We start from the raw sequence: 26027 nt of genomic DNA, 5'->3' as shown, positions 1-26027 counted from the left end.
CCGCCCGGCGCCGGGCGTCAACTGTCGGCCGTCACGCCTTGGTCCTGCTGCCTGCGGACCGCGAGAACCCGCGTGAACTCCTCGGCCAGCCGGCGGGTGTCGATGCTCTCCACGCCGCGCCCGGACAGGATGTGGAAGAAGGGCGGGCCGACGAGGAGTGCCGTCGCCTGCTCCACGGAGAGGTCGCTGCCGCTCGCGTCGAGCGCCGGTTCCACGACCTTCGCGGCGCTCTCGCCGATGATGTCCCCGGAGGAGAGCAGCGACGCGACGGCCGGGTCGTGCTGGGCTTCCCCGATGAGCGCCCGGTAGGCGGCTCCGGCGTCGGAGTGCGCGAGGAACTTCACGAGCGCGTCCAGGTAGGCCGTGAAGTCTTGTGCCGGGTCGCCGCTCAAGGGGACCGAGAGTTCCTTCCGCGCGTCGATGGCGCTGGCCTCGTAGAGGACTTCCGCCTTGTTGGACCACCACCGGTACACGGTCTGCCGCCCCACGCCCGCGCGTTCCGCGATGCCTTTCATGGTCAGCGCCGCGTAGCCGACCTCGACGAGCAGGTCGTCGACCGCGTTCAGGACGGCCGTCCGGGCGCGTTCACTGCGGGGCCGCCCACTGCGGCCGTGTTCCTCAACCATGCCCCCCACTATAACGAGTCACCATGCCTCGTATCTGTGCTACGTTTACGAGGCACGGTGACTCGTAAGTGCCGCCGCCCGCGGCTGCCCGGCCCGCCGCCCTGTCCTGTGTGCGGCAGACCGTCCGAAGCCAGCTCCCCGCCCCGGGCTCCGCCGTGCCGTCGAGGAGCATCCGAAAAGGACCTGTGAACTATGACCTCCACGCTGGAACGCCCCGTGCGCCAGGCCCAACGGCCCGGCCTGGTGCTCGCCGGCATGAGTGTGTGCACCGCCCTGGTCGTCGGTTTCGTCGCCGCGATCAACCTGGCCGTACCGAAGCTCGCGGCGAGCTCGCTGCATCCGACGTCGGCCGAGCTGCTGTGGATCGTCGACGCCTACGTCGTCGTCTTCGCCTGCCTGGTCATCCCCGCCGGTGCCGCCGGTGACAAGTTCGGCCGCAAGGGCACGCTCCTGACCGGACTGGGCGTCTTCGCGGCCGGGGCCGTCCTCTCGTCCGTGGCGCCGAACGTGCCCGTCATGCTGGCCGGACGTGCCGTCACCGGCCTCGGCGCGGCCTGCGTGCTGCCCAACTGCGTCGGCATCCTCATCCACGCCACAGCGCCCCGACGGCGCGGCCACGCGCTGGCGGTGTGGGCGGCGGCGACCGGTATCGGCGGTGTCGTCGGCAACGTCGGCGGCGGGACGCTGCTGAGCGTCGCCTCTTGGCGCATGCTGTTCGTCGCGGTCGCACTGGTCGCGGTCTGCTGCCTGGTGTGGGTGGCGACCTGCGCACCGGTCAGCACACGCCACGCCCGCAGCCTCGACCTGCCCGGTGCGGTGCTGTTCGTGGCCGCCGTCGTCGCCTTGCTGACCGGCATCATCGAGGGGCCCGAACAGGGGTGGGGCAGCACGGTCGTCCTCGTCGCGTTCGCCTGCAGCCTCGCACTCGGCCTCGTCTGGGTCCTGGTGGAACTGCGCACACCCCACCCCATGCTCGACCCCCGCCTGTTCCGCAACCCCCTGCTGAGCAGCGCCGCCATCGGCATGACCGTCCTGTTCTTCGGGAACTTCGGCCTCTTCTACGTCAACGCCTCGCTGCTCCAGTACGGCCGCGGCTTCTCCGTCCTGCAGGCGGGTCTCGGGATCATCCCGCTGACCCTGCCGCTCCTGGTGGGCACCCGTTACGTACCGGGCCTCATCCACCGCGTCGGTCTGCCCGTGACCCTCGCGGCAGCCTTCCTCCTCACCAGCACCGGCCTGTTCGGGCTGTCCTACGCCACGGCCCTGCCGTACCCCGTCTACGCCGTGGCACTGTTCGTCATCGGCCTCGGCATCATGCTCGCCGGGCCGTGCCTGACCGCGGAGATCGCCTCGGGACTCCCCGTGGAACAGGCCGGAATCGCCGGCGGACGCCAGTCCGCGACCCGGGAACTGGGCAGCGCACTGGGAGTCGCCGTCGTGGGCACCATTCTCACCGCGGGGTTCACCAGTCACCTGCCGGACAGCCTCAGCCGTCACACCCCGGTTCCGCGCACCGTGGCGGAGGCCCTGGCGCTGGAGCCGGCCCAGCACCGCGCCATCACCGAGGCGTTCACCGACGGCGCGGACACCGCCTTGCGCGCGGCCGCCCTGCTGACCCTGCTCGCGGGAGCACTCGTCGTCGCCGGGGCGGCGCGCGCCCACCGAAGCGCCGCGAGCAGGTGAGCGGGCGGCCCCGCGCCCCAACGCCCCCTTCTCACAGGGGCATCCCCTACAGACCTCCCATACGGACATCCCGTACGGGCATCTTCTACAGAAAACAGGAGGCCACGCAGATGCGTGCTTTCGTAACCGGAGCAACCGGCTGGATCGGCTCCGCCATCGTGGACGAGCTGACCGCCACCGGACACCAGGTCGTCGGGCTCGCCCGGTCGGACCAGGCCGAACAGACCTTGAAGGCCAAGGGCGTCGACGTCCTCCGCGGTGACCTGGACGACCTGGAGTCCTTGCGCCGCGGTGCCGCGGAGGCCGACGCGGTCATTCACATGGCCAACAAGCACGACTGGGGCAACCCGGCCGAGACCGACCGCTCCGAGCGGGCCTCGGTGCACATCCTCGCCGAGACGCTGGTGGGCACCGACCGCCCGTTCATCGTCGCCGCACCCCTCTCCGGTCTCGTCCAGGGCCGGCCGGCCACGGAGACCGACGTCTCCCCCGCCGTCGGCCTGGAGTCGAACCGGGGCGGCAGCGAGAATCTCGCCCTGGACTACGTCCCCCACGGCGTACGCACCGTGATCACCCGGTTCTCGCCGAGCGTCCACGGCAACGGTGACTGGGGATTCGTCAACTTCCTCACGGGCGCCGCCCGCAAGCAGGGCGTCTCCGGCTACATCGGTGACGGCTCCACCACCTGGTCGGCGGTGCACCGGGGCGACGCCGCCCGGCTCATCCGTCTCGGCATGGAGAAGGCCCCGGCCGGGTCGCGGCTGCACGCCGTCGCCGAGGAGGCCGTGACCACCAAGGCGATCGCCGAAGCCATCGGCCGGAGCCTCGGCCTCCCGGTCGTCTCGATCGACCCGCAGGACGCCGACGCGCACTTCGGATTCGTCGGCAGCTTCTTCACCAAGACCATGACCGCGTCCAGCGAGCTGACCCGCGCCATGCTCTCCTGGACCCCCACCGGGCCGACCCTGGTCGAGGACATCGAAGCCGGTGCCTACACCACTGCCTGATACGGCGCCCTCAGGCCGGCCCGGTCGTGCGGGAATCGTCCCGCACGACCGGGCCGGCCCCGGCCGTGCGACCTCGGCCGTAGGTACTGACACCACTGGTTAATGGTGTTAGCTTTCTGGTTATGAGCATTAACCGAGCAGCGCCCGCGACGGAATTCCTGCCGGTCGACGGCCGGCACCTGGCGTACGACGTGACCGGCAAGGGACCGCTGATCGTCCTCGCGCACGGCATGGGCGAGAACAGGACGGCCTACCGCGAGATGGCCGCCCGGCTCTCGACGGCCGGCTTCCGCGTCGCGCGGATGGACCTGCGGGGCCACGGGGAGTCCAGCACCGGCTGGGACTCGTACACCCGTACCGACGTGGCCGGCGACCTCCTCGCCCTGATCAGGCACCTGGGCGGCCCCGCCGTCATCGTCGGCCACTCCTTCAGCGGGGGCGCCGCCACCATCGCCGCGGCCGAGGCGCCGGACCTGGTCCGGGCCATCGTCGAGATCAGCCCGTTCACCCGCGCGCAGCAGGTCAACCTGGGCGATCTGCTGACCCATGCCCGCTACCGCACGGGCGCCACCCTGCTCATGGGCGCCGCCCTGCTACGCAGCGTCCCGTTGTGGCTGCGCTACCTCGACCACGCCTGCCCGGGTGCCCGGCCCTCCGGTTTCGGCGACCACCTCGCCGCTGTCGAGGCGGACTTGCGCCGTCCGGGCCGGATGGCCGTCGTCGGCAAGCTGGGCCGGTCCGCACCGACCGATGCCGGTGCCCGGCTCGCCGATGTCCGCTGCCCGGTGCTCGTCCTCATGGGCACGCTCGATCCCGACTGGCCCGATCCCGAAGCCGAAGGCGAAGGCATCGTGGCGGAACTGCCTGCCGGACTCGGCCGGCTCGAACTGATCGAGGGCGCGGGGCACTACGCACACGTCCAGTTCCCCGCCGAAGTCGCCACCGCTGTGGTGAAGTTCGTCAAGGGTGGCGGTGCGCGTGGCTAGAGCGGCGCTGTCCACGAGCGCGGTGGTCGGCCTCGCGATAGAGGTGGTGGACGAGGGGGCCCCGAGGCCCTGACCCTGTCGGCGGTGTCCGGCCGGGCGGGCGTCACCACCCCGTCCCTGTACAAGCACGTGCGCTCCCTCGCCGAACTGCGGGCCCTCGTATCGGCCCGCGTCATGAACGACATCGCGGACCGGGCCGGGCGCGCCGTGCTCGGCCGCTCCGCCGACGAGGCGATCCGCGCGTTCATGACGGCGTGGCGGCACTACGCGCGGCAACACCCGCACCGCTATTCGGCCGTGCTCCAGAGCCCCGACCCGCGGACGGCCGAGGCCGGGACGCGCCTGGTCGACATCATCACCGCCGCCCTGCGCGCTTACGGGTTGGAGGACTCCGCCGCGATCCATGCCGCGCGATGTCTGCGTGCGGCCGTCCACGGCTTCGCGGTCCTGGAAGCTCAGGACGCCTTCGGCCTGCCCGAGAACCTGGACGACAGCTACGAGCTGCTGATCCGCATGACGGTCGCCGGCCTGCGGGCGCCGCACTGACCGGCGGGCCGTCGGCCACCGCGTCGGCGGGGCGTCATTCCCCGGCCCCGGCCGGCGATGCCCCGGCCGCCGCCCGCTCGGTATCCGTATCACCGGAGCGCCCGCGCAGGGTGGCGGTGGCGATGTCCAGGAAGTCCCGTACGAGATCCGTGCAGCCGCTCTCCGGTACGGCCAGGCAGGTACCGACCGGCGAGGAGTCGGTGACGTGCAGATAGACCAGGTCGGGGCGGGAGTACGAGCCCGCGACGCTGAGCGGGACGAGCGCGATGCCCTGCCCGGAGGCGATGAGTTCGAACTTCTCCTCCAGTGAGGACGTCCGCCGCGTCCGGACGTCGAGGATCGGCTCACCGGCGAGATCGGCCGCCGTGAGGGTGCGGCGGTCCGCCAGCGGATGGGTCACGGGCAGGCACGCGACCTTGGTCTCCTGGCCGATGGGGACGGTGCGCAGCCCCGTGTCGTCGAAGGGGCGCCGGAGGTATCCGATGTGCGCCCGGCCGTCGCGGAGCGGCGCGTCCTGCTCCCACCAGCGCAGCGGGAAGACATCGATCTCGACCTCCGGATGGCGCGCCGTGAACGTCCGGATCGCCTCGGACACGTGGAGGCCGGGCGAGAAGGCGACGATCAGCCGCTGTTCGTCCCGCGCGGCCTCGTGCACGCGCCGCAGCGCCGCGTGCACCGCCGTGGTGATGGTGCGCGCCTCTTCGTACAGCCGCCGTCCCGCCGAGGTCAGTTCGACACTGCGGGTGGTCCGTGTGAGCAGCCGGCAGCCCAGCTCCTGCTCGAACGCGCGGATCTGCCGGCTGAGCACCGGCTGAGCGATGAACAGTGCCTGGGCCGCCCGGCCGAAGTGCCGGTGCTCGGCCACCGCGACGAAGTAGCGGAGCTTCCGCAGATCCAGGTCCAGATCCATGTCGTAACGGTATCAATGTGGCCGCAAGAGTATTGGACGCCCCAACGGACCGCTCGGAGAATGGGACCGTGATCGTCACCACCGTCGCGGTGGACGGCGTCGGCAGCCAGGCCCCGCGCATCCCGCTGGAGACCGCCACCGCCGATCGCCGCCAGAACATCGGGACTTCGCGGCGCCCGGCCTGAAACCCGCCCGCTCCGCGTCCGTACGGAGCGGACACGGCCGCTTTCGCCTGCCCGCTGCCGCAGTTGCCTCCCGATGCGAACGCACGTCGGCGAACGACCGCCGGCCGGCGACGGCCGCGTACGACGATCCCTCACTACGACGTGCACCACCCGACCTCAGCGCACCGACCCGCTGACCCACGACAGGATTCACATGACCGACACCCGCAAAACCGCTCTCATCGTCGGGGCCTCCCGGACACTGGGCCTCGGGCTCGCCGCCGAGTTCCTCCGCCGTGACTGGAACGTCATCGGTACGGTGCGCGGCTCCGGGCGTACCGGCCTGCACGAACTGGCCGAGGCGTCCGAGGGGCGGCTGACCATCGAGTCGCTGGAGATGACCGACCCCGACCAGATAACGGCACTGCGCGACCGGCTGGCGGGACGCCCCCTCGACCTGCTCTTCGTCAACGCCGCCATCACCCGCGGCGACCTCCCGATCGGCGAGGTGCCGACGGACATGTTCACCGAGGTCATGGCCACCAACGCGCTCGGCCCGATGCGTGTCGTGGAGTTCCTGCGCCCACTGGTCGTCCCGAACGGGACCATCGGCGTCATGTCCTCCGACCAGGGGAGCATCACGCTGAACACCGACGGCGGCCAGGACCTGTACCGAGCGAGCAAGTCCGCGCTGAACCAACTGATGCGCTGCTACGCCGCCCGTTACGCCGGGGACCCGCGCACCCTGCTCCTGATGGACCCGGGCTGGGTGCGTACCGAACTCGGCGGCATGGAAGCCGAACTCAGCGTGGAGGAGAGCGTTCCGGGGGTGGCGGAGACGATCGAGAACCACCGGGGGAAGCCCGGCCTCCACTTCGTCGACCACCTGGGGCAGACCGTGCTCTGGTAGCGCCGCCCCGTAGCCCTTCCCCCACTACCCCCGTCGACCCGTACGTGGTGGGTCACGAACGTCCACCCGCTGTACGGCTCCGGCACGTCATTCATGCGCCGATTCCACCGACGGAAGATTCGCGCACCCTGATGCACGTAATTTTCTTCGTGTATCGGTTGACGTGTATCGCCGGAGGGGCGAGCCTGGGGTGCGGAGGCAGGTGAGCCGACGAGGAAGAGGAAGGCCATGCCGGAGCCTGCGCGCTGCGCATCCCCCTTCACCCAGCAGGACACCGAACGCGCCCTCGCCCGCAGCACCGCGCCACCCGTGGTCCCCGAACCGTGTCTCCTGGCCCTGGAGGTCACCGCGGACGGCGACCGCACACGCGTCACGATCCGGGGCGACCTGGACCTGGACACCGGCCGGCGCATCGAACCCGGCCTGCACGCGGCCCTCGGCCACTCCACCCGCGGCCTAGACCTCCACCTCCACGCCCTGCACTTCTGCGACTGCGCGGGCCTCACCACACTGCTGCGCCTGCGCAGCCGGGCGCAGCACCTGAACAAGACCGTCACCATCCGCACCAGCAACAGCGCCATCAACCAGCTCCTGGAACTGACCGGCACGCGGGCCCTGTTCGTCGCCCCCGAGAAGCACTGAGGGACGCCGCGGGCGTGGCGGGCCGACGGACCGTCCGGACAGCCGTCGGCCGCACTGGAGTCCGGCCCCGCTGCGCCTCCCGGGCCCCTTTGGGCAGCTCAGCTTCCGCGCCACGGCCACGGCCGCTACCGTGGCCTCAATGCTCCGGAGGGCGCAGGGTGTGCCGGGAAGTCTGGTCGGCGTTCGAAGGGCCATGCCTTGGCCCCGCCCGACGGCCTTCTGGAGGGACCGATGCGCAGCGGCTCGCCCCTCATGGCCTCGCTTCTCCGCATCCCGCTGATCGAGCCACCCGATCTCCGGCTGACCGTCAGCACCCGCCGCGAGGCCGGCGGCGCCACGGAACTGGGGGTCGTCGGCGAGCTCGACGTCCGTACGGTGCGCCTGCTGTGCGACGCCACCGTCGCCCACCTGAAGTCCGGCCACCGTCGGCTGCGGCTCGATCTGTCCGGCATCACCTGGTGCGACAACGCCAGCCTCTACACGCTCCTGGGCATAAGCGGCGCCGTGCACGCCGCACAGGGGAGCCTGGAACTTGTGGTGGCCAGCGAAACGGTTGAGCGGGCTCTGGTCCGTACCGGTGTGGGCCCCCGGCTGGCCCCCTGCCCCGGCACGTCGACGTGCTCCCGCATGACGGCGCACCACACCGCGGGGAAGCAGCTCCCGCGTCCTGCCGAGACCCGCCCGCACCGGACGTTCTGGCGGGGCTCGTGCGGTGACCTGCTGTGCTGGGAGCCGAAGGGGCCCGGTCCTGGCGCCCCTTCGACGGCCTGACCCGGGGCTCCGGTCCCGCCCGGGGGACCGGACGAGCACGGCCTGGGCCCCCGCTCCCACTCGGCAATCAGTTGACCGCGGCAGCGAACATGCCCGGCTCGTACGTACCTCCCTGCTGGTGGGTGATGATGGCGAGCCGGTTGGCCGCGTTGATCAGGGCGACCACGGCGATCAGCGCGGCGGTCTGGTCGTCGTCGTAGTGCTTGCGCACCTCGGCCCAGGTCTCGTCGGAGACGCCCTCGTAAGCGTCGGCGAGCCGGGTGCCTTCCTCGGTGAACGCCAGCGCCGCCCGCTCGGCCTCGGTGAACACGGTGGACTCGCGCCAGGCGACGACCAAGTTGAGCCGGACCGCGGTCTCACCGGAAGCCGCGGCGTCCTTGGTGTGCATGTCGATGCACCAGCCGCAGCCGTTGATCTGGCTGGCGCGCAGTGCCATCAGCTCCTGCGTCGCCTTCGGCAGCGACGACTGCTGGACGAGCAGACCGGCGTTGGCGAACCGCTTGGCGAACTTGGCACCGAACTCGTTCTCGAACAGGTTGAACCGGGTTCCGTTCATGGCTTCGTCCTCACTCGTGGTGTGCGTTGAACGACCACAAGACGCCGCTGCCCCGCTCCCTGTGACGGCTCGGCCATGTGACGTACAACACCGCCCCTGGATGTCACAACGCGGCGGTGTCCGGCGTCTTGTGCGCATATCACGGTCGGAAGCGAAAAGGCAGGAGCAACCTGTGAACCCGGTGAACAATGAACGCAGTGAGCGCACGGAGGGCGCGGCTGACCGGCTCGCCGACGGCGGGGGCACGGACCTCGCCACCGAGGTGTTCGTCACCCATCGCAACCTGCTGTTCACCGTCGCCTACGAGTTGCTCGGCTCGGCCGCCGACGCGGAGGACGTCCTGCAGGAGACCTGGCTGCGGTGGGTGGGCGTCGATCTCACCACCGTACGGGAGCACCGCGCGTACCTGGTCCGGATCACCACACGCCAGGCGCTGGGCCGACTGCGTACGCTCGGCCGCCGCAAGGAGTCCTACGTCGGCTCCTGGCTGCCCGAACCGCTGCTCACCACGCCCGACGTGGCCGAGGACGTCGAACTGGCCGACAGCGTCTCGACGGCGATGCTGCTGGTGCTGGAGACGCTCACGCCGACCGAGCGGGCGGTGTTCGTGCTGCGTGAGGTGTTCGACCTCGGGTACGACGAGATCGCCGCGTCCGTCGACAAGAGCCCGGACGCGGTCCGCCAGATCGCGCACCGGGCGCGGGCCCACGTCGCGGCGCGCCGGCCGCGCGGGACCGTTTCCCCCGCCGAGACACGCGACGCGCTCGACGCCTTCCGGCGGGCGGTCGAAACGGGAGACCTGCAGACCCTGGTCGACATCCTCGCGCCGGACGTCGTCCTCCTGGGTGACGGCGGCGGGGTCAAACAGGCCGTCCTGCGGCCGATCGTCGGGGCCGACAAGGTGTCCCGCCTGCTGGTCGGCGGCCTGCGCAAGACGGGGGCGATCTCGCTGCGGCCGGCCCAGGTCAATGCCGGTCCGGCGCTGATCATCCACCTGGACGGCGAGCTGGACACCGTCGTGACGGCGCACGTCGAGAACGGGCTCATCACCGGGCTCTACGCCGTACGCAACCCCGAGAAGCTGTCGCACCTGGAGCGGGAGACCGCCCTGCGCCGCTGAGGCGGAACCTGTCCGCGAGCCCCGGCCCGTACGGTCGTTACCTCCGGAGTAATCGACGGTGTGATCGCACTGGACGAGAGTTGCCGCAGCACAGCGACCAGCGACAGCTCATCGTCCAGAGAGGGACACCTCGGCCACCACGCTCCTCGACTTCGTCGCCGACACTCCAGACACCGCCGGCACAACTATTCGCCCAGCTCAGGGGTCATAGGACCGTCAATGGGCGCGATGTCGCGCCCATACGGAAGTTGTACGGAAGAGGAACCCGATGAACCTTCGTCGTACCGTGGCTTCGGCCGCCATAGCGGCCTCGGTGCTCCCGGCCGCCGTGCTGACGGCCACCGCCGCGCACGCCACGGAGCCCGAGCGGCCCTGGCACGGCCTGTCGTCCTGTCATGACGTCGCCGACGCGGTCGGCGGTTACCAGCAGAAGACCCTCAAGCTCGTGCGGACCGACGTCGACAGCCCGGTCGTACGGGGCGGGGACTGGCGGTCGTTCCGGGCGACGGTGACCAACGTCAGCGACAAGGACGTGTCGCCGGTCCGGGTTTCGGTCGCTGTCTACCGGGAGTCGGAACGCGAGGCACCGTTCGTGAGCGAGTTCATCGACTTCGAGTACAAGTCCGGCCGGGACGGCAAGTGGACGCCGGTGGACAGAAACGCGTCCAGCTTCGTCACCGGCGGTGCCCTGAAGGCCGGGGCGTCGGTGACCTACGACCTACGACTGCGCGCCGCGGCGGAACTGCCCTGGTACCTGTCCTCAAGCACGGTCGACGTCAGCGCCACGTTCCTGGACCACTTCCGCATGCCCGACGGCAGGGTGGAGCCCTGCACGGCAGGCGCCGACGAACGCAAGACGCTCAATGTCGTGGAACCGGCCGCCGAGCCCACTCCCGGCACGCCGAAGCCCGGTACCTCTCCGGACGGGGGCGCGAAGCCCGAGCCCGCGAAGCCGCGGCCCACCCCGACCGCCTCCCGGCCCACCGGCTCCGCCACGCCGACGGCCGCACCGGCCACGCCCGGCGCCGAAACCTCGGCGACCGCCGCGGCCGTGCCGGCCCGTAACCCCTCCGGCACGAGCGGCAACCTCGCGGAGACCGGCTCGTCCGACGCCCTGCCCACCGTGGCGCTGATCGGCGGAGCGGCCGTCGTCGCGGGCGGCGCGGCCGTCCTGATCACGCGCCGGCGCCGCACCGACTGACGGGTGACGGGCGGGCGGCAGCCTCCCGTACGGTGGCGGGCGCGGGTTGTCGAACACACCGCGTCCGCCGCCATCCTGACTGCGGAGGGTCAGCCGACCCCAGGCTGGGCCCACGCCGCATCCGGACGGGACGCAGGCGTGACGCAGAATGGAACCCGCACGGAAGAGCGGAGTGGTTCGTGGAACGCATACTGGTCATCGGTGGCGGGATCGCCGGCACGGCAACCGCGCTGGCGCTGCACAAGGCGGGATTCGACGTCGTCGTGCACGAGGCGCATCCCGACACGGCCGAGGACATCGGGGCCTTCCTGACCCTGGCCAGCAACGGTATGCGCGCGTTGGCGCAGCTCGGTGCTTCGGACGCGGTCACCTCGATCGGCTTTCCGCTGCGTTCCCTGCGGCTTCTCGACGACCGGGGCAGCGAGGTGGCGCACGCGCCGATGGGAGAGGCCGACGACGCCCTCCTGCGCTACCGGTGCCTGCGTCGTGGCGAGTTGAACGCCGCCCTGCAGGCCGAGGCCGTCCGCCGGCGTATCCGGATCGTGCACGGAGCACGGCTGGTGTCCTTCGAGAACGGGCCGCACCAGGTGTCCGCGCGGTTCGCGGACGGCAGCGTCGCCACCGGTGACCTGCTCATCGGCGCGGACGGGGTGAATTCGACCCTTCGACGGTCGATCGCCCCTGGCGTGGAACCCGTCTCCGCGGGGCAGCGCGTCTTCTACGGGTACACCCGCAGCGCACCGGTGGCGGAAGAGACCGGCCACATCACCATGGTGCGGGGCAGCAACGTGTCCTTCGGCTACGCGGTCTCGCCGGACCGGGAGACGTACTGGTTCGCCCGGGTCGCCACCGAGGCCCTTCCCGCCGAGGAACTCTCAGACCCCGATCCGTCCCGCCGACGTGAACTACTGGTCGCCCTGCTGCGTGCGGACGCCACACCCGCCGCGGACATCGTCGCCGCCTCCACGGACGGCATCATGGCCACGAACGCCACCGAGATCCCGCCCGGCACTCCCTGGCACTCCGGCCGGACGCTGATCATCGGTGATGCCGCGCACGCGGCGTCGCCGGCGACGGGCCAAGGCGCGTCCATGGCCTTGGAGGACGCCGTCGTCCTGGCCAAGTCCCTGCGGGACGCACCCGACGCGGAGCGTGCGTTCGCCCTGTACGAGGCGTGCCGCCGCCCTCGTGTCGAGCACAACATCACCGTCAGCGGGCAGATTTCACGCGGCACCCGCACTCCTCCGCGTACCGGATCGGCACCGACACCGACACCGCAGCGTCCTGGCGACGATGCCTTGATCGCCCAACTGGACTGGGACACCGATCTGCGCACGGTCTCCGGCGAAGACGGCTCCGGGGCGACGGCGGACCGTTCGGCATCGTAGCCGTAGCGGACAGAATCTCGATCGGTCCGGGCGGTCCGAACAGTTCAGGCAGTTCAGGCAGTTCAGGCAGGCCAGGCAGTTCGCGGTCCGGCCGTCGGTCCTGCCCGGCCGTTCACCCGCGTTCGCGCAGGTACGCCTCCAACTCCGCAGCCCCGGTCAGCATCGCGCGGGCCCGGGCGGACAGGCGCCTCTGCCAGTCACTCAGGGCGCCTTCCAACGGCTCCAGCCCGCCTGCCGCCCGTACCTGGTCCATCAGCGGGGCGATCTGTTCCAGCAGGTATCCGCCGCGCCTGAGCTGGTGGACCAGGCGGGCGTCCCGTACGTCGGAGGCGTCGTAGACGCGGTAGCCGGTGAGCTGGTCGCGGCGCGGGCGTACCAGTCCGGCGTTCTCCCACTTGCGGAGCGTCGCGGGCCGGATCCCCAGCTTCTCTGCCAACGGCCCGATGAAGATACTGCCGGTCTCCGACGCCGCGTCGGGTGTGGACATCGGGCCCACCTCGGCTGCCGTGTCCGCCTCGGGTGTCGAGTTGCGCGTCAGGTCGCGGATGGCGCTCTCGACGGCCTGGAGGGTGCGCCGGTCTTCGAGGAGCTGGGCGTGGCTCTCGTCGATGAGGCGGAACGCCTCGTCGGCTTCGCCCTGGTTCACCGCCCGCAGGATCGACGCCGCCACTTGGTGGCCGTGGCCGGGCATCAGGGTGAGGAAGGCGCGGAGGGCCTGCGCGTGCAGGGGTGTGTAGGTGCGGTAGCCGTGCGGTGTGCGGTCCGCGGCCGGGAGGATGCCGTCCTCCTCGTAATTCCTGACGGCCTGCGTGGAGAGGCCGTGCCCGCGGGCCAGGTCGATCGGCCTGAGCCGCTCCTTGTTTTGAAGGTTCTTACCCATTTTCCCGCCGTGAGAGAGCAAAAGTTTCCACCGAAGGTTCAACGATACCGTTGAAGGCATGGCAACCGACATCAAGGACACCGTCCACGCCGTCGAAGCCGCCGCCGTCCTGCGGCTGCTCCCGGCCCGGCCGCGGCTGCTCGCCCTGGGCGAGCCCACCCACGGGAGGACACCCTGCTCGACCTGCGCAATGACCTCTTCCAGCAGCTCGTGGAAGAGGAGGGGTACCGCACCGTCGCGATCGAGAGCGACTGCCTGGCGGGCCTGATCGTGGACGATTACGTCACCACGGGCACCGGCACGCTCGACGACGTCATGGAACGCGGCTTCAGCCACGGGTTCGGCGCGTCCGCGGCCAACCGTGAACTCGTACGGTGGGCACGGGCGTACAACGACGGCCGGCCGGTGTCCGGGCAGGTGCGCTTCGCCGGTTTCGACGGTCCGCTGGAGATCACCCACGCCGCGAGCCCCCGGCAGGTCCTCACCGCCCTCCACGGCTACCTCGCCACCTGGGTGGACCCGGGCCTGCTCCCCTGCACCGCGGACACCCTCGACCGCCTGATCGGCACCGACGAACGGTGGACCGATCCCGCTGTGATGACGGACCCCTCGCAGTCCGTGGGCCGGTCGGCCGAGGCCAGGGAACTGCGGCTGCTCGCCGACGACCTGGAGACGCTGCTGCACGCCCACACACCACACCTGATCGCGGCCACCTCACGGGACGCCTGGGACCGGGCGTGCCTGTACGCGCGGACCGCCACCGGCCTGCTCCGCTACCACTTCTGGATGGCCGACACGTCACCGAGTCGTATGACACACCTGTTGGGCATACGGGACCAGATGATGGCCGACAACCTCCTCGCCCTCGCCGACCGGGGCCCGACCCTGGTCCACGCCCAGAACGCCCATCTCCAGCGGCGCAAGAGCTCGATGCGCATGTGGGACCACCCCCTGCTGGAGTGGTGGGGCGCCGGTGCGATCGTGAACGCCCGCCTGGGCGAGGAGTACGCCGTCCTGGCCACGGCTCTCGGCACGATCTGGCACCGTGGGGTGGACGCACCGCCAGTGGACACCGTCGAAGGGCTTCTGTACGCGCTCCCGGAGGACCGCTTCGTCGTAGACGCTCCCCGGCTGGCCACCGCCCTCGGTGACACACCGCCCGCGGCCCGCGTCTCTCCCTGGTTCGGCTACGCCCCGCTCGATCCGGCCCACCTGACAGACATCGACGGGCTCGTGTTCATCAAGGACGTTCCGCAGACATAAGGGATCCGCCGCCCATCCCACCAACGTCACAACGGCCCGGCCGGGGCGCCTGCCTTGCACAGGCACACCCCGGCCGGGCCGGTCCGCTGTTCTCAGTGCCTGGCGGGGGCCTGCGGATCGCGTCGGACGCCGACTGCGGCAAGCACCGCGCCGATCACGCACAGCACTCCGGTGACGAGGGCCGCGGCATGCACACCGTTGATGAATGCCTGGCCACTCCCCTCGACGACCGCGGACTTCAACTGCTGCGGCATACCGTCACCGACCGGCGACACACCCATCGCGACCGCGTCCTTGGCCTCGTGCATCCGCGCGGCGACGGAAGCGGGAACACCGGCCGAGGTCAGCTCGTCCGTCAGGGTGGCACCGACCCTGCCGCTGATCAGGGACATCAGCACGGACGTGCCCAGCGCGCCGCCGACCTGCAGCGCGGTGGCCTGCAGCCCCCCGGCCACCCCCGCGTCACTGACCGGCGCGTTGCCGACGATCGCGTCGGAGGAGGCGGCCATCACTATGCCCACACCGAGACCGAGCGCGATGAACGGCGGCCACATGGCGGTGTACGAGGAGTGCACCCCCCAGCCGAGGATGCCGAAGGAGGCGCCCGCTTGCAGCACCATGCCCAACGGCAAGGACAGCCGGGCGGTGAACCGCTCGGTGAGCTTCGCCCCCAGCGGCGAGGCGACCACGGAGGCCAGGCTCAGCGGGAGAGTACGGACACCGGCTTCGACGGGCGTGAAGCCGCGTACGTTCTGCAGGTAGAGCATGACGAAGAAGATCACGCCGAGCAGGACGAAGAAGTTGACGGCGGTGATGATCGTACCGATGGTCAGCGCCGGGCTGCGGAACAGCCGCATCGGCAGGATGGGGTGCCCGCGCTGCTCCGCGGCCGGGCCGTTCCCGGAGTCCGGGGCGGTCGAGGAGGCCGGGGCCGGGCGCCCGAGGCGCGTCTCGTACCAGCCGAACCCCAGCAGGACGACCACGCCCGCCGCGAGCACGCCGAGGGTGGAGCCGGCGCCCCACCCCCACGTCTCCCCCTTGACGACGCCGAAGACGACGAGGAGCAGACCGAGCGCGAGGAGGATAACTCCCGGGATGTCGAAGCGCTGCCGGCCGGTTGTGCTCTTGCTCTGCGGCAGGACGAACACGCTGAACACCAGGGCCACGACGCCGATGGGGGCGTTGATGTAGAAGACGGACTCCCAGTTGACGTGCTCGACGAGCAGACCGCCGACGATCGGACCGAGCGCCGTGGAAACGGACGACACCATCGCCCAAATACCCACCGCCATACCGAACTTCTTCGGCGGGAAGACCGCGCGCAGCAGGCCCAGCGTGTTGGGCATCAGCAGCGCGCCGAAGAAGCCCTGCACCGCGCGGAAGGCGATGACGCCCTCGATCGAGCCGGCCAGGCCGATGGCGACGGACGCCAGGGCGAAACCGGCCACACCGATCAGGTAGTAGGTCCGCCGGCCGAACCGGTCACCGAGCTTGCCGCCGAGGATCAGCGCCGCGGCCAGGGCCAACAGGTAGGAGTTGGTGACCCATTGCAGGTCGGCGGTGGAGGCGTGCAGGTCCCGGCCGATCTCCGGATTCGCGATCGAGACGACCGAACCGTCCAGACCGACCATGAACAGGCCGAAGGCGACCGCGACGAGCGTCAGCCAGGGGTGACCGCGGCGGCCCCGGGCCGGTTCCGGCGAAGCGTGGGTGGGCAGGGGTGAGTGGCCCATGACGGAAGAGGACATGGAGGTGCCTTGCTTCTTCGAAGGGGGAATTTCGGAAAGGTAGTTGTACGGGAGTGCAGGCGCGTACGGGTGACGGGTGCGGACTGTCGACGGCGCGTGGGACACGGCACGGCCGGAGCCACGGCAGGACCGGCAGCACGGCATCGCCGCCGGCCGCCGACGGGCCGTCAGCCCGGACAGCCGACCCGGACCAACCCGGGTTGCCGGCCCGGATCAGCCCGCGGCTTGCCAGTCCGGTCAGCCCGGGTTGTCAGTCCGGACAGTCAGTCCGCGGCAGGGTGAATCCCCTGCGCCAGCCCCTGGAGGGCGCCGAGAGCGGACCCGATGGCGTCGAGATCCCCGTCGGTGAGGGCGTGCAGCGCCTCGACGAGATAGCCGTCCACCAGTTGGTCGACCTCGGCGACCTGGCGCCGGGCCTTTGCCGTCAGATGCAGGTGCGCGACCCGCTTGTCGGCCGCGTCCTGCCTGCGCTCCAGGAGCCCCTGGGCAGCCAACTGGGTGACCAGGGCGCTCACGTTGTTGGGCTTGACGAGCAGCGCGTCGGCTGCCGCGCGCACGGTGACACCGTCGTGTTCGGCGACGTGCCGCAGCAGCGCGATCTGGCTCTCGGGAAGCCTGGGGAACGGGAGGTCCTGGACGATCCGCCGGTCGAGAGCCCGGTGCAGTGCGGGCAGGACGGCCGCGAGCCCGGAGGCGATGCGGTGGGTGTCCTGGCCGGACGCACGGGAGGCGGTCATACGGATCACTTTAGGTATGACTTCATACCTAAGTCAAACCGCACTCCCGCGACGGACCGAGGACCCCGGACGCAACGACGGACACCCCGAGGCCCGCGACCCACGGCTCACGGCTCACGGCCCGCAGGCTCAGACGTACGGACTCCACCGGCCGAAGCGGGCCAGCAGGCTCGCGGCCTGGCGGGTGCTCAGCCCGAGAGCCGTGCCCACCTCCTCCGGGGACATCGCGCCACGGGCCTTGCGGGCCGCCCAGTAGCCCAGGTTGGCCGCCGAGATCTCCATCCGGCGGGCGATCTTGACGGCCCCCACCGGGGACTCCTCGGTGTACCGCTCGACCTCCGCCTCCAGCGTCTCCAGCAGCTCGGCGATCCGTTCGGGCACCGGGACGGTCGACTCGCCCACCTCCATGATGTGCCGGTCCCAGTCCGTCATGCACCGGTCCGCGTCCGCCGCGGCGGCCGTGTGGAACGGCTGGTCGCCGACCTTGCCCCAGTCCAGGACATGACTGGCCCCCACCCAGCCACAGGCACACGCGGCACGGAACGCGGACGCGCGCGGCGTCCTCGCGCTCCGGCCGTCGTAGATGCTCCAGTGACTGGAGCTCGGTACGTAGCCTCCGGAACCCACGTCGAAGTACACGGGTTCGGCGGTACTGCCGTCGTCCAGGAGTACCTTGACCGTCCCCTCGTGCGATGCCCCGTACTCGTCGGCCGTCCAGCTCTCTTCCACCGCGCGCTCCTCACCCTCGTCCACCCCGGCCCGCCCTGCCGCAGGGCCGGGGCGGTGGTACGACCTTGCCGTACCGGGCACTCCGGGGGCAGCGAAACGGGCGGACTGCACTCTCCGGCGCGGACTCCAAGAGAGCACCAGCATCGCACCACCCCTTCGTCCGCCTCCCCCTCCCCGCCACGCCCCGGCCTACGCGCTACCCCATCACCTACGCCGTTTCCGCGTGGACGCCGAGCCGCCGGGCCGCCCGCTCCGCGACCTGCGCGTAGACGGCGCCCATGCCGTCACTCCTGGCGAGGACCTGTTCGGTGAGTTCGGGTCCGGCCAGCTCCGGGGTGCCCACGCCGAACAGCGGCCGGGGCGCGTACTCCATCATGAGTTCCGACTTCCGTGCGACGTCGTCGCCGAAGAATGCCTGGAGGAGCCGCAGCCCGATCTCGAAGCTTCCGGTCGCAGGGCCGGCCGTGATCCGGTTGCGGTCCTCCACGACGTTGCCGCGCGCCGGTACGGCGCCGTAGTGCGCGAGGTTGTCGTGCAACTGGAAGTTGGTCGTCGCTCGGTACCCGAGCAGCAGGCCCGCCGCGCCCAGCAGCAGCGACCCGGCACACACTCCGGCCACCCAGGTGGCTCGGCTGCCCCGGTCGGCGAGGAAGGCGAGCACGTCCTCGTCCTCGAAGATCTCCGGCGGCACGGCACCGGCGTACAGGACGTCGAGGTCCGCGGGGCAGTCCTCGAAGGTGGTTGTCGCGCGGGTGGGGAAGTACGGCATGCCGGCGATCTCGTCCAGGTTCTTCCAGACGAGGTGCAGGTTCACGTCCGGCAGCAGGCCGAAGGCGGTGTGGAACCCGATGATGTCGACCGGCATGTAACCGGGGCACACCAGGATGGCGATCTCAAGAGCACGACGTTCGGATGTCATGGCCGACCCTCCTCGAAGAACTTGCAGCCAGGCTAACAGCTTGGCTGCAAGTTGGGAACGGTCGGGCGTGACACCCCCTCAACGCGTCAGCGGCACCGTGATCTCCTTCAGCCAGGTCCGGCGGGCGAAGTCGCGGGCCTTGATGACGACCGCGTCGCGGCGCACCTCGACCTGGAGTCCCTGGTTGAAGGTCCCTCCGACGGAGACTTCGCCGCCCTTGCCGTCGTCCCGGTAACCGGTCTGAATGGCGCCGGTGTTGACCACCGTGAACCCGCTCAGGTTCGCCGTACCGGGGACGACCCGGCGCACCACCCAGTCGGACAGCTCCAGGTCCCAGTGGGTGTGGCCGCTGAAGAGGAAGACGTCCGGGTGGCGGCCGAGCAGGCCCAGGAGGCGGTCGGCCTGGAGGTAGTCGCTCGCGTAGAGCTTGTTGCGGGTGCCGGAGACCGTGTTGGGCAGGGGGTGGTGGGTGATCACCATGACCGGCTTGCGGCGGCGCGACCAGTGCCACAGGCGCTCCTCCAGCCAGGTGAACTGCGCGTCGCTGATCCAGACCTCGTCCCAGAGCTTCGGGTCGTGGTAGTGCGCGTACCGCTCGGTGCCGAGGGTCAGCACGGGAATGCCGCCGAAGGAGGTTTCCGCGTGGACCGTGCCGCGCCGGGCGAAGCGGTGAAAGCTGCGGAAGAGGGAGTCCTCGGTGGTGTTGTTGGGCCAGGTGTCCTGGGACAAGGTGCCGGGGTCGCGCCACTTCGGCACGTAGAATTCGTGGTTGCCGATCGCCCAGGCCACCTCGCGCGGGTGCGAGTGGCGCGCCAGTTCGGCGCTGACCTGCGCGTACTCGGCGTCGTAACCGCGCGGCGTGATGTCGCCCGCGACGGCGAGACCGGCGCTGTGCGGGTTGACGGCCGCCATGTCGTCCAGGGCCCGGCCGAAGTCGCGCAGGTCCCCCTGGATGTCACTGATGACGTTGAACCGTACGGCGGTGCCCCGGCCGGGACCTCCGAGCGGAGTGGCGTATGCCTGCGGAACACTGGCGGCGGCCGCCAGGGCGGCACCACCGCCCACGGCGAGAAGGGCTCTGCGGTCCATGTGCGGCTCCGAATGCGCGAGTTGTACGGGGTGTCCCCTGTCGTTGGTGAAGATCACGGCAAGGGGTGCACTCCGGCCTACGGGCATCGGACCTTCAGGTGTGCGGGGCATGAACTTGTGCCGCCTGCCCTGACTGGCGCCTGTCCCAACGTGCGCCGGCCCTTCACAAGCACTGCCGCATCTCCTGCCTCTGCCTCCGGTCAGATCGGCGTACGACCGGCGTCACGGGCCGCCCACCAGGCCAGGCAGGCCAGCCCCAGGACCACGAGCGCGGCCACCGCGGTCCCCGCAGACACCGCCACCCGAGCCCAGCGTCCACCCCGGCCACCCATCGCCGCCCGGACCAACGCCCAGCTCACAAGCGTGAGCGCCGGGACACCGAGCACCATCACCGGCAGCTCGACATACAACAGGCTCCAGTCCCGCTCCCCCTCGAACCCTCCACCGAGACCGGCGCGGGCCCCGGGCAGCCACACGCCGAATCCCACACAGGCCCCCAGAAAGGCCAACAGGCAGCCGGCCCCGGCCCCATCCCCGGTTCCGGCCGCAGTTGCACCCACACTTCTTCGCATGCTGACATCGACGTCACACACCTGACCGCAGTTCCCCTTGCACCGCAGCTCCTCACACCCACCACAGCTCAGCCGCCGGTCAAGGCAACCCCGCTCAGGTGGAGCGGACCAGCTCCCAGGTGTCGACGGCGAAGTCGAGAACCATGCCGTGCCGTTCGTAGAGGGCGAGCGCACCGCTGCTGTTGTCGGTGTCGACGCCGAGACCTATGAGGTGCCGGCCCAGCTCCGCGTAGTGACCGAAGGCGTGGCGGAGAAGATGGCTGCCGAGTCCCTGGCCACGGGCCCGCTCCAGGACACCGAGGTGTGCGATCCAGGCCATCGAAGCGCGGGCGTCATGGGTGCGTAGCACCGCGGCGTCGCCGAGGCCGTCCACCCGCGCGATCCATATCAGTGACCAGTCCGCGCGATCGGCGTCGATGTCGTCCAGCCACTGCGCGTACGTCCGGGGCTGGAAGTCGAAGTGGCCGGCGAACGTCTCCTGGAGCAGCGCGTGGGCGCACCGGCGGTCGGTCTCGGTGCGGCAGGGGCGCAAGGTCACGCCGGGCGGCGGGTCCGGAGGCCGGTCGGTGGCGGTGGACAGGGCCCGGGTCAGTACGTTGTAGCGGCGCACCGTACGCCAGCCCCGTCGACGGAGCGCGTCGAGGTCCATGGTGGGCGCGGTGTTGAGGTGCAGGTGGATGACCGCGCGCGCCGCTCCGTTGGCGGCCGCCCGCTGTACGGCCCGCGCCTCCATCAGGTCGTACAGGTGCAGGGCGCCCGGCAGCCTGCCGGGCAGGACGTAGTGGTCCATGTCGATGCGCTCGCCGCCGGACTCGTCCCACAGCAGGCCGTACGCGATCAGCCGCCCGGCGTCGTACATCAGCCAGGAGTCGTGCTCCAGGTCCGCTTCGGGGTGCTTGAGATCTGCCTGCACCTCACTCAGGTCGGTGTCGGCGCGGCCGATCTCCAGCAGGTCGATCTCGTTGAGCAGCGCGCACACCGCCGCCGCGTCGTCGAGCGTCGCCGGGCGTACGGTCAGGCCGGGCGGCGGGGTGAGGGACGAGGCCATGCGCCGATTCTCCGACGCCGGGCGAACGGCCGCCATGGATTTACGCGTTGCCGCCCGGCGTCCACGCCAGGACGGCAATGCCGACCAGGAGGCGCGAGAACGAGCCAAGGTGTCCCGGCGCCTGGCGTACCCCCTCCGCACCCGCAATGGTTGAACCAACAACCAAAACGCGCCTTACCCTCGGCGAGCCGACCGTCCCCCGAGGACCGCCGCTCGCCGGCAGGAGGACATGATGAGCATTGCCCTCGTACGCAATCCAGGCGACGGCGAGAATTTCCGCTACTACAAGAGCGTGATCGAGCAGGTCGTGTCCAACGCCGAGACGGGCGGCGCGGTCACCGTCATGAGGCTGACCGTGCACCCCGAAGACGCACCACCCCTGCACTCCCACAGCCGGGAGGACGAGAGCTTCGTCGTCCTGTCCGGCCGCGTGCGGTACTGGGTCGGCTCCCCTTCACTCGCCGAGTGCGACGTGCACGAGGCCGAGCCGGGCGCCTACATCTTCGTCCCCCGATTCACCCCGCACACGTTCCAGACCATCACACCGGCCGCCGACGTCCTCGTCATCAACAATCCCGGTGCCATCGAGGGATACTTCCACGCGATCGGTCCCGCCGCCGCGCGCAGCGACACCGAGCACACCGACCTCCTCGGGCACTACGGAACGGCGCTTCTCGACAACCCGCCACCCTCCTGAACGCATCAGTAGGCGTTCTTCCATTCATTGCAATCCTTGGTGTCCTTCGTGCCACGGCATATCGCGACATAGGCAACGGTCGTAGGCATGTACGCCGCGCTGATTTTCACCTTGGCAGCACCGCTGCCGCACTGGGAGACATGCTTACGGGGCGGACCGACGACCAGGTCGGTGTTCCACCGCACCCACAGCGAGTAGCAGTCGGAGCCGGTGTTCTTCAGGTCACCTTCGACGTGCACCGTACCGAAGGGAGCGCTGGTGGATCCGGTGCTGTCCACCCAGTGCTGCCCGGCAGCGGTTGCCGTGCCGTACGCGGTGGACCACGGAACCTTGTGGGGCTCCGTCGCGGCGCTCGCGGCGGCGGGAGTGGCGAGAAGGAGCGCTGCGGCACCAACGAAAGGGGTACTGGCTGCGATCTTACGGAGACGTGCCACGACGACTGCCCTCACTTCTACGAAGAAACCTGATCGACGCCGGGTTCCCTACCCGGGCCGGATCGCAGCATAGACAGACTCCCGCAGCTAAATTAACGCGTTACTTTCCCTCCCCCACCGAGGAGTTGAGGAAGCTACCCCCGCCGGCCGAGCAGACCGCATTCGCCCCTCCCGGGACCAGCCACCACCCGGAAACAAGCGAGGAGTTCCCCCGGCCCCGCGCGCCATCGACGCCACGCACCGCTAAAGAAACAAGCTTCATTCTTTATGGTTGCGCGCACCACTACCCGCGCCCCGAAGCGCCGCACGGATCCCCAGCAAAAGCGTCGCCGATGGGTACCTTAGAGTCCCAGACATGACGACTCTCATGATCGAAGCCGGCTCTTCCGCACCGGATGCACTGCTGTCCCGTACGGGCGGAGTGCCCCTGGCCCCGGTCGGCACCGCATGGCCACTTTGCGCATCATGTGGCGGCCCGATGCAGTTCCTGGCCCAGATCCTGTACGACCGCGAGGCAGGGGACGAGGAAGGCGGGAGAAAAGTCCTTGCCTTGTTCGCGTGCCAGAACGACCCGGGCATGTGCGACGACTGGGACCCGGAGTCCGGAGGGAACCGGGCCCTGCTCTTCCCGCCGGACGGCCTTGAGCCCCTGGCCCGGCCCGAGGGCGTCGAGGAAGCACTGCTCACGCTTGGCGAGGTCCGGGCCATCGCGCTGGAGCGCCGGCCCGAGGATGACTACGAAATGGCCCTCGACGCATGGGCAGCGGAGGCTGAACGTTCCGAGTCGTCCGTACTGGGGCAACTGGGAGGGCAGCCCTCCTGGATTCAGTCGGACGAGACTCCGTCCTGCCCCTCCTGCGCCCGCACGATGCCGTTCCTGGTCCAGTTGGAGGAAGGCCCGGATCACAACACGGCCATGAACTTCGGTGGCGTCGGCCGTGCCTATGCGTTCGTCTGCGAGCCGTGCAACCAGGCGTCGTTCCTGTGGCAGTGCTGAGTCGCGACGTTGCCGGCGGCGGTCAGCCGATGGGGTTGACGAAGGTGGCCGGGTGAGTGGCGCCGTCCTGGTGGACGAGCGGGCCCCAGGGCCACTTCAGGGTCAACGCGGTGGTCTCGTTGGGCGGGGTGACGGCCACGGTGGCGGGCTTCCAGGAGCCTTCCGCGTTCTCCTTGGCCATTCCGAGGTTGATCGTGAAGTCGGTGCTGTCGCCAGGTCCCAGGACGATCGAACCGTGCTTGGCGGACGAGCGGGCCAGGGACCAGCCCCGACCGCCCGCGTCCGGCTTGAGGTCCACCCCGGCGAAGCCGCCGATCTTGCAGGTGCGGCCGCTGGTGTTGGTCAGCACGATGCTGGTGGTCGTGCCCCCGTCCGCGTTCGGGTCCGGGGCCGCGTCCTCGCCGGTGGCGAAGGCCGCCTTGAGGCCGGAGGTGCGGCAGCGCTGGACACCCGAGCCGCCCGCCTTGCCGCCCCGGTCGGTGTTCTCACTGCCCGGCTGCTTGCCCGCGCCTTCCGTCTTGCCGCCGACGCCCTGCTCACCGGTGGCAGAACCGGAACGGCCGGACCCTGCGGCGGCCGTACCCCTATCCGTACCCGCCTGCCCCGATGCCTTGGTCCCGGTGGCGTCCGCCCCCGAGCAGGCCGTCAAGGTCAGACCCGCTGCCGCGGTCAGGGCGGCGGCAGCAACGCGCAGCGTGCGACGACGGGCGGTGCGGACCGCGCTCGCGCTTGTCTCCGTGCTCGGCTTCGTGCTCATTTCGGGTCCCCCAGGTCAGTCGATGCCGTTGACTCCTCGGTACGTCACCCACTCTGTCCAGGCCCCCTGGCGTGAAGCTGCCACTCCGCTAACACGTGACTAACGCCCTCTGTACCGCGTCGAGTTGGCGTGCCCGGAGTCACAACAACGTCCGCGAGCAGGGCTCACGACAGGCGGCCGCGTGGAAACCCGCAACGGAAAGCCCTCCCGACGGGAGGAATTCCCGATCTGCGTCCGTCGCCGTACAGCAGCTCGGAGCCACGCTCGGGGTGGCGGTCCTGGGAAGCGTGTCCCTCGGCAACGCCGCGTACGGCGGCCCTTCCGCCGCCCCGCATGCGGTCCCGGTCGCCTTCCGGGTCACTGTCCCGCTGGTGGCGGTGAGCTTCGGCGCCACCAGGCTGATGGTGGCGCCGTGGGACCTTTCGGGCGGTCGGGCAGGGACACGAGTGGGGTCGGAACCGGACATGTCGGCTGAGCGTCTCGACAGGGGTGAAGATGTCCCGAAGATTGACTCTCGTCCCTGCCGCCACACTGGCGGCGCTCCTCAGCCTCACCGCATGCAGCAGCGGGGTGGAGGGTGACGGCGCCCCGGGGGACCTCACGGCGCCCGCGTTCCCCGCGTCGCAGCGACCGGCCGGCGCGGACGGGCTCCTGGCGGAAGGCGTCTGGCGGTTTCGGGGGGTCAGGTTCGGCGGCCAGGAAGTGTACCTGCCGTCCGAGGCGCGTGCGTGGATCGCGCTGCACGGCGACGGTACCGCCTCGGGTGACTACGGATGTACGCCGTTCCGCCTGAAGGCCGAGGTGTCGGCCACCCGGCTCACGCTGGGTCAGAAGCTGGCCCTCCGGCCCGCTCCCTCCGTGACGCCGGCCCCTCCGTCGGCCGGTTCCGGACCGTGCGCTCCGCACAGCGGATCCGACCGGCTGAATCTGACGCACTTCGAGAAGGAGGTGCAAAGGGTGCTCCGCGGAAATCTCTCGCTGTCTTCGGAGCGGCACACCGGGCAAGGCGAGGTGCAACTGCACCTCAAGAACGAGCAGGGTGACGACATCACGCTCGTGCAGGCCAGGAGCGACGCCTTCTTCACGACCCGGTGGCAACTCGGCGTCGCCACGGTTTACGACAGTCAAGGCCCGGAGTTCGCCGCCGGCGACCGGCTGTACTTCGATTTCCACAAGAACGGCGAGGTGAGCGGCAAACTCGGCTGCAACGACTTCACCGCCCGGGCGACGTTCTCCGGTGTGCATGTCTTCTTCCACGACGTGGCCCTCACCTCGCACCGCGGCTGCGACAAGAAAATCATGGAGGAGGAAGGGAGCGTACTGGCAACGTTGCGGAAGTCACTGAATTACACATACTGGGCGGAACCGGGAATGCCCAGTTTTTCCTTGACCGACGACCTGGCGTTCCCCGCGATGGAAACCGGCTTCCGCTTCCATGCCCTCCCCCGCAAATAGCGGCGGCCGACGACCGACGGACCGGAAGCGCAACCGGAACCGGAATCACCGCGAGCGTGCGCCGCCACGCCGCGTTAGCCGTCCGTTAGCGGAACGCCAGCGTGCTCTTCAAAGCTGACGTTCGTCCGGTGCTCAGCACTCCGCTGCCTCGTCCGGGCGGACGGGTGAGGAAGAACAGCCGGGCGGAACCGG

The 26027-nt window shown here is 70.3% G+C and carries 26 protein-coding genes and 1 pseudogene; 14 read left to right on the top strand and 13 right to left on the bottom strand.

Annotation, left to right across the window (positions count from 1 at the left end; genetic code table 11):
- Positions 1–17: 17 nt before the first annotated feature.
- Complete coding sequence (locus EJG53_RS40290; protein WP_125049038.1) at positions 18–626, bottom strand: TetR/AcrR family transcriptional regulator; 609 nt, start codon at positions 624–626, stop codon at positions 18–20.
- Positions 627–818: 192 nt separating this feature from the next.
- Here EJG53_RS40290 and EJG53_RS40285 point away from each other — a divergent pair, with 192 nt between their 5' ends.
- From EJG53_RS40285 to EJG53_RS40270, 4 genes are all read left to right on the top strand, one after another.
- On the top strand, positions 819–2309 hold the full coding sequence (locus EJG53_RS40285; RefSeq protein WP_125049037.1) for an MFS transporter: 1491 nt from the start codon (positions 819–821) through the stop codon (positions 2307–2309).
- Positions 2310–2419: 110 nt separating this feature from the next.
- The gene (locus EJG53_RS40280) at positions 2420–3316 is read left to right on the top strand and encodes an SDR family oxidoreductase (RefSeq protein WP_125049036.1); all 897 of its coding nucleotides are present in this window, start codon (positions 2420–2422) and stop codon (positions 3314–3316) included.
- Between the two features lie 122 nt (positions 3317–3438).
- Positions 3439–4302 carry an alpha/beta fold hydrolase gene (locus EJG53_RS40275; RefSeq protein ID WP_125049035.1) on the top strand — a complete coding sequence of 288 codons (864 nt, stop codon included), beginning with the start codon at positions 3439–3441 and terminating at the stop codon, positions 4300–4302.
- An 84-nt stretch (positions 4303–4386) separates the two neighbouring features.
- Positions 4387–4848, top strand: a complete 462-nt coding sequence (locus tag EJG53_RS40270; RefSeq protein ID WP_218041952.1) for a TetR-like C-terminal domain-containing protein — start codon at positions 4387–4389, stop codon at positions 4846–4848.
- A 34-nt stretch (positions 4849–4882) separates the two neighbouring features.
- Here the strand turns inward: EJG53_RS40270 and EJG53_RS40265 are convergent, their stop codons facing one another.
- Positions 4883–5752, bottom strand: coding sequence for a LysR family transcriptional regulator (locus EJG53_RS40265; protein ID WP_125049914.1), 870 nt, complete (start codon positions 5750–5752; stop codon positions 4883–4885).
- Positions 5753–6136: 384 nt separating this feature from the next.
- On the opposite strand from EJG53_RS40265, the gene EJG53_RS40260 reads away from it, so the two are divergent.
- The 3 genes from EJG53_RS40260 (at position 6137) to EJG53_RS40250 (ending at position 8245) form a co-directional block, all read left to right on the top strand.
- Positions 6137–6832: an SDR family NAD(P)-dependent oxidoreductase gene (locus EJG53_RS40260; RefSeq protein WP_125049034.1), complete on the top strand. Its 696-nt coding sequence runs from the start codon at positions 6137–6139 to the stop codon at positions 6830–6832.
- Positions 6833–7060: 228 nt separating this feature from the next.
- Positions 7061–7474: an STAS domain-containing protein gene (locus EJG53_RS40255; RefSeq protein ID WP_125049033.1), complete on the top strand. Its 414-nt coding sequence runs from the start codon at positions 7061–7063 to the stop codon at positions 7472–7474.
- 231 nt (positions 7475–7705) lie between these two features.
- A complete protein-coding gene (locus EJG53_RS40250; RefSeq protein ID WP_125049032.1) occupies positions 7706–8245 on the top strand; it encodes an STAS domain-containing protein in 540 nt (179 codons plus the stop codon).
- Positions 8246–8312: 67 nt separating this feature from the next.
- Here EJG53_RS40250 and EJG53_RS40245 read toward each other — a convergent pair whose 3' ends face one another.
- Entirely contained in the window at positions 8313–8801 is a 489-nt protein-coding gene (locus EJG53_RS40245; protein ID WP_125049031.1) for a carboxymuconolactone decarboxylase family protein, read from the bottom strand.
- Positions 8802–8982: 181 nt separating this feature from the next.
- Between EJG53_RS40245 and EJG53_RS40240 the strand changes: the two genes are divergently transcribed.
- From EJG53_RS40240 to EJG53_RS40230, 3 genes are all read left to right on the top strand, one after another.
- Entirely contained in the window at positions 8983–9921 is a 939-nt protein-coding gene (locus EJG53_RS40240) for an RNA polymerase sigma-70 factor (protein ID WP_244955737.1), read from the top strand.
- Positions 9922–10189: 268 nt separating this feature from the next.
- Complete coding sequence (locus EJG53_RS40235) at positions 10190–11122, top strand: LAETG motif-containing sortase-dependent surface protein (RefSeq protein WP_125049029.1); 933 nt, start codon at positions 10190–10192, stop codon at positions 11120–11122.
- A 179-nt stretch (positions 11123–11301) separates the two neighbouring features.
- Positions 11302–12510 (top strand): FAD-dependent oxidoreductase, encoded by a 1209-nt coding sequence (locus EJG53_RS40230; RefSeq protein WP_125049028.1) that lies wholly within the window; start codon positions 11302–11304, stop codon positions 12508–12510.
- 112 nt (positions 12511–12622) lie between these two features.
- Here EJG53_RS40230 and EJG53_RS40225 read toward each other — a convergent pair whose 3' ends face one another.
- Positions 12623–13390, bottom strand: coding sequence for a TioE family transcriptional regulator (locus EJG53_RS40225; RefSeq protein WP_125049027.1), 768 nt, complete (start codon positions 13388–13390; stop codon positions 12623–12625).
- Positions 13391–13448: 58 nt separating this feature from the next.
- Here EJG53_RS40225 and EJG53_RS40220 point away from each other — a divergent pair.
- Positions 13449–14653: pseudogene (locus EJG53_RS40220) on the top strand (erythromycin esterase family protein).
- A gap of 92 nt (positions 14654–14745) precedes the next feature.
- On the opposite strand, the gene EJG53_RS40215 reads toward EJG53_RS40220, so the two are convergent.
- The 7 genes from EJG53_RS40215 to EJG53_RS40185 all read right to left on the bottom strand — a co-directional run bounded on the left by EJG53_RS40215 (position 14746) and on the right by EJG53_RS40185 (position 21495).
- Positions 14746–16386: an MFS transporter gene (locus tag EJG53_RS40215; protein ID WP_244955736.1), complete on the bottom strand. Its 1641-nt coding sequence runs from the start codon at positions 16384–16386 to the stop codon at positions 14746–14748.
- 278 nt (positions 16387–16664) lie between these two features.
- Positions 16665–17138 (bottom strand): MarR family winged helix-turn-helix transcriptional regulator, encoded by a 474-nt coding sequence (locus EJG53_RS40210; protein ID WP_125049025.1) that lies wholly within the window; start codon positions 17136–17138, stop codon positions 16665–16667.
- 129 nt (positions 17139–17267) lie between these two features.
- Positions 17268–17891 (bottom strand): hypothetical protein, encoded by a 624-nt coding sequence (locus EJG53_RS40205; protein WP_244955563.1) that lies wholly within the window; start codon positions 17889–17891, stop codon positions 17268–17270.
- Positions 17892–18075: 184 nt separating this feature from the next.
- Positions 18076–18786: a DJ-1/PfpI family protein gene (locus EJG53_RS40200; protein WP_125049024.1), complete on the bottom strand. Its 711-nt coding sequence runs from the start codon at positions 18784–18786 to the stop codon at positions 18076–18078.
- A gap of 78 nt (positions 18787–18864) precedes the next feature.
- Positions 18865–19875: a metallophosphoesterase family protein gene (locus EJG53_RS40195; RefSeq protein ID WP_125049023.1), complete on the bottom strand. Its 1011-nt coding sequence runs from the start codon at positions 19873–19875 to the stop codon at positions 18865–18867.
- 200 nt (positions 19876–20075) lie between these two features.
- Positions 20076–20363: a hypothetical protein gene (locus EJG53_RS40190; protein ID WP_244955562.1), complete on the bottom strand. Its 288-nt coding sequence runs from the start codon at positions 20361–20363 to the stop codon at positions 20076–20078.
- A gap of 178 nt (positions 20364–20541) precedes the next feature.
- A complete protein-coding gene (locus tag EJG53_RS40185) occupies positions 20542–21495 on the bottom strand; it encodes a GNAT family N-acetyltransferase (protein WP_125049021.1) in 954 nt (317 codons plus the stop codon).
- Between the two features lie 232 nt (positions 21496–21727).
- Here EJG53_RS40185 and EJG53_RS40180 point away from each other — a divergent pair, with 232 nt between their 5' ends.
- Positions 21728–22192, top strand: coding sequence for a cupin domain-containing protein (locus EJG53_RS40180; protein WP_125049020.1), 465 nt, complete (start codon positions 21728–21730; stop codon positions 22190–22192).
- Between the two features lie 5 nt (positions 22193–22197).
- Here EJG53_RS40180 and EJG53_RS40175 read toward each other — a convergent pair whose 3' ends face one another.
- Positions 22198–22470 carry a hypothetical protein gene (locus EJG53_RS40175; RefSeq protein ID WP_125049019.1) on the bottom strand — a complete coding sequence of 91 codons (273 nt, stop codon included), beginning with the start codon at positions 22468–22470 and terminating at the stop codon, positions 22198–22200.
- A 511-nt stretch (positions 22471–22981) separates the two neighbouring features.
- Here EJG53_RS40175 and EJG53_RS40170 point away from each other — a divergent pair.
- Complete coding sequence (locus EJG53_RS40170) at positions 22982–23623, top strand: DUF1963 domain-containing protein (RefSeq protein ID WP_125049018.1); 642 nt, start codon at positions 22982–22984, stop codon at positions 23621–23623.
- Positions 23624–23645: 22 nt separating this feature from the next.
- Here the strand turns inward: EJG53_RS40170 and EJG53_RS40165 are convergent, their stop codons facing one another.
- A complete protein-coding gene (locus EJG53_RS40165; protein WP_125049017.1) occupies positions 23646–24380 on the bottom strand; it encodes a DUF4232 domain-containing protein in 735 nt (244 codons plus the stop codon).
- Between the two features lie 495 nt (positions 24381–24875).
- Here EJG53_RS40165 and EJG53_RS40160 point away from each other — a divergent pair, with 495 nt between their 5' ends.
- The gene (locus EJG53_RS40160; RefSeq protein ID WP_244955735.1) at positions 24876–25835 is read left to right on the top strand and encodes an META domain-containing protein; all 960 of its coding nucleotides are present in this window, start codon (positions 24876–24878) and stop codon (positions 25833–25835) included.
- The last annotated feature ends 192 nt before the right edge of the window (positions 25836–26027 follow it).

The sequence above is a fragment of the Streptomyces chrestomyceticus JCM 4735 genome, assembly GCF_003865135.1.
Taxonomy (GTDB): domain Bacteria; phylum Actinomycetota; class Actinomycetes; order Streptomycetales; family Streptomycetaceae; genus Streptomyces; species Streptomyces chrestomyceticus.
Note: the sequence above shows the minus strand (reverse complement) of the source record. Positions and strands in the feature narration are given on the sequence as shown.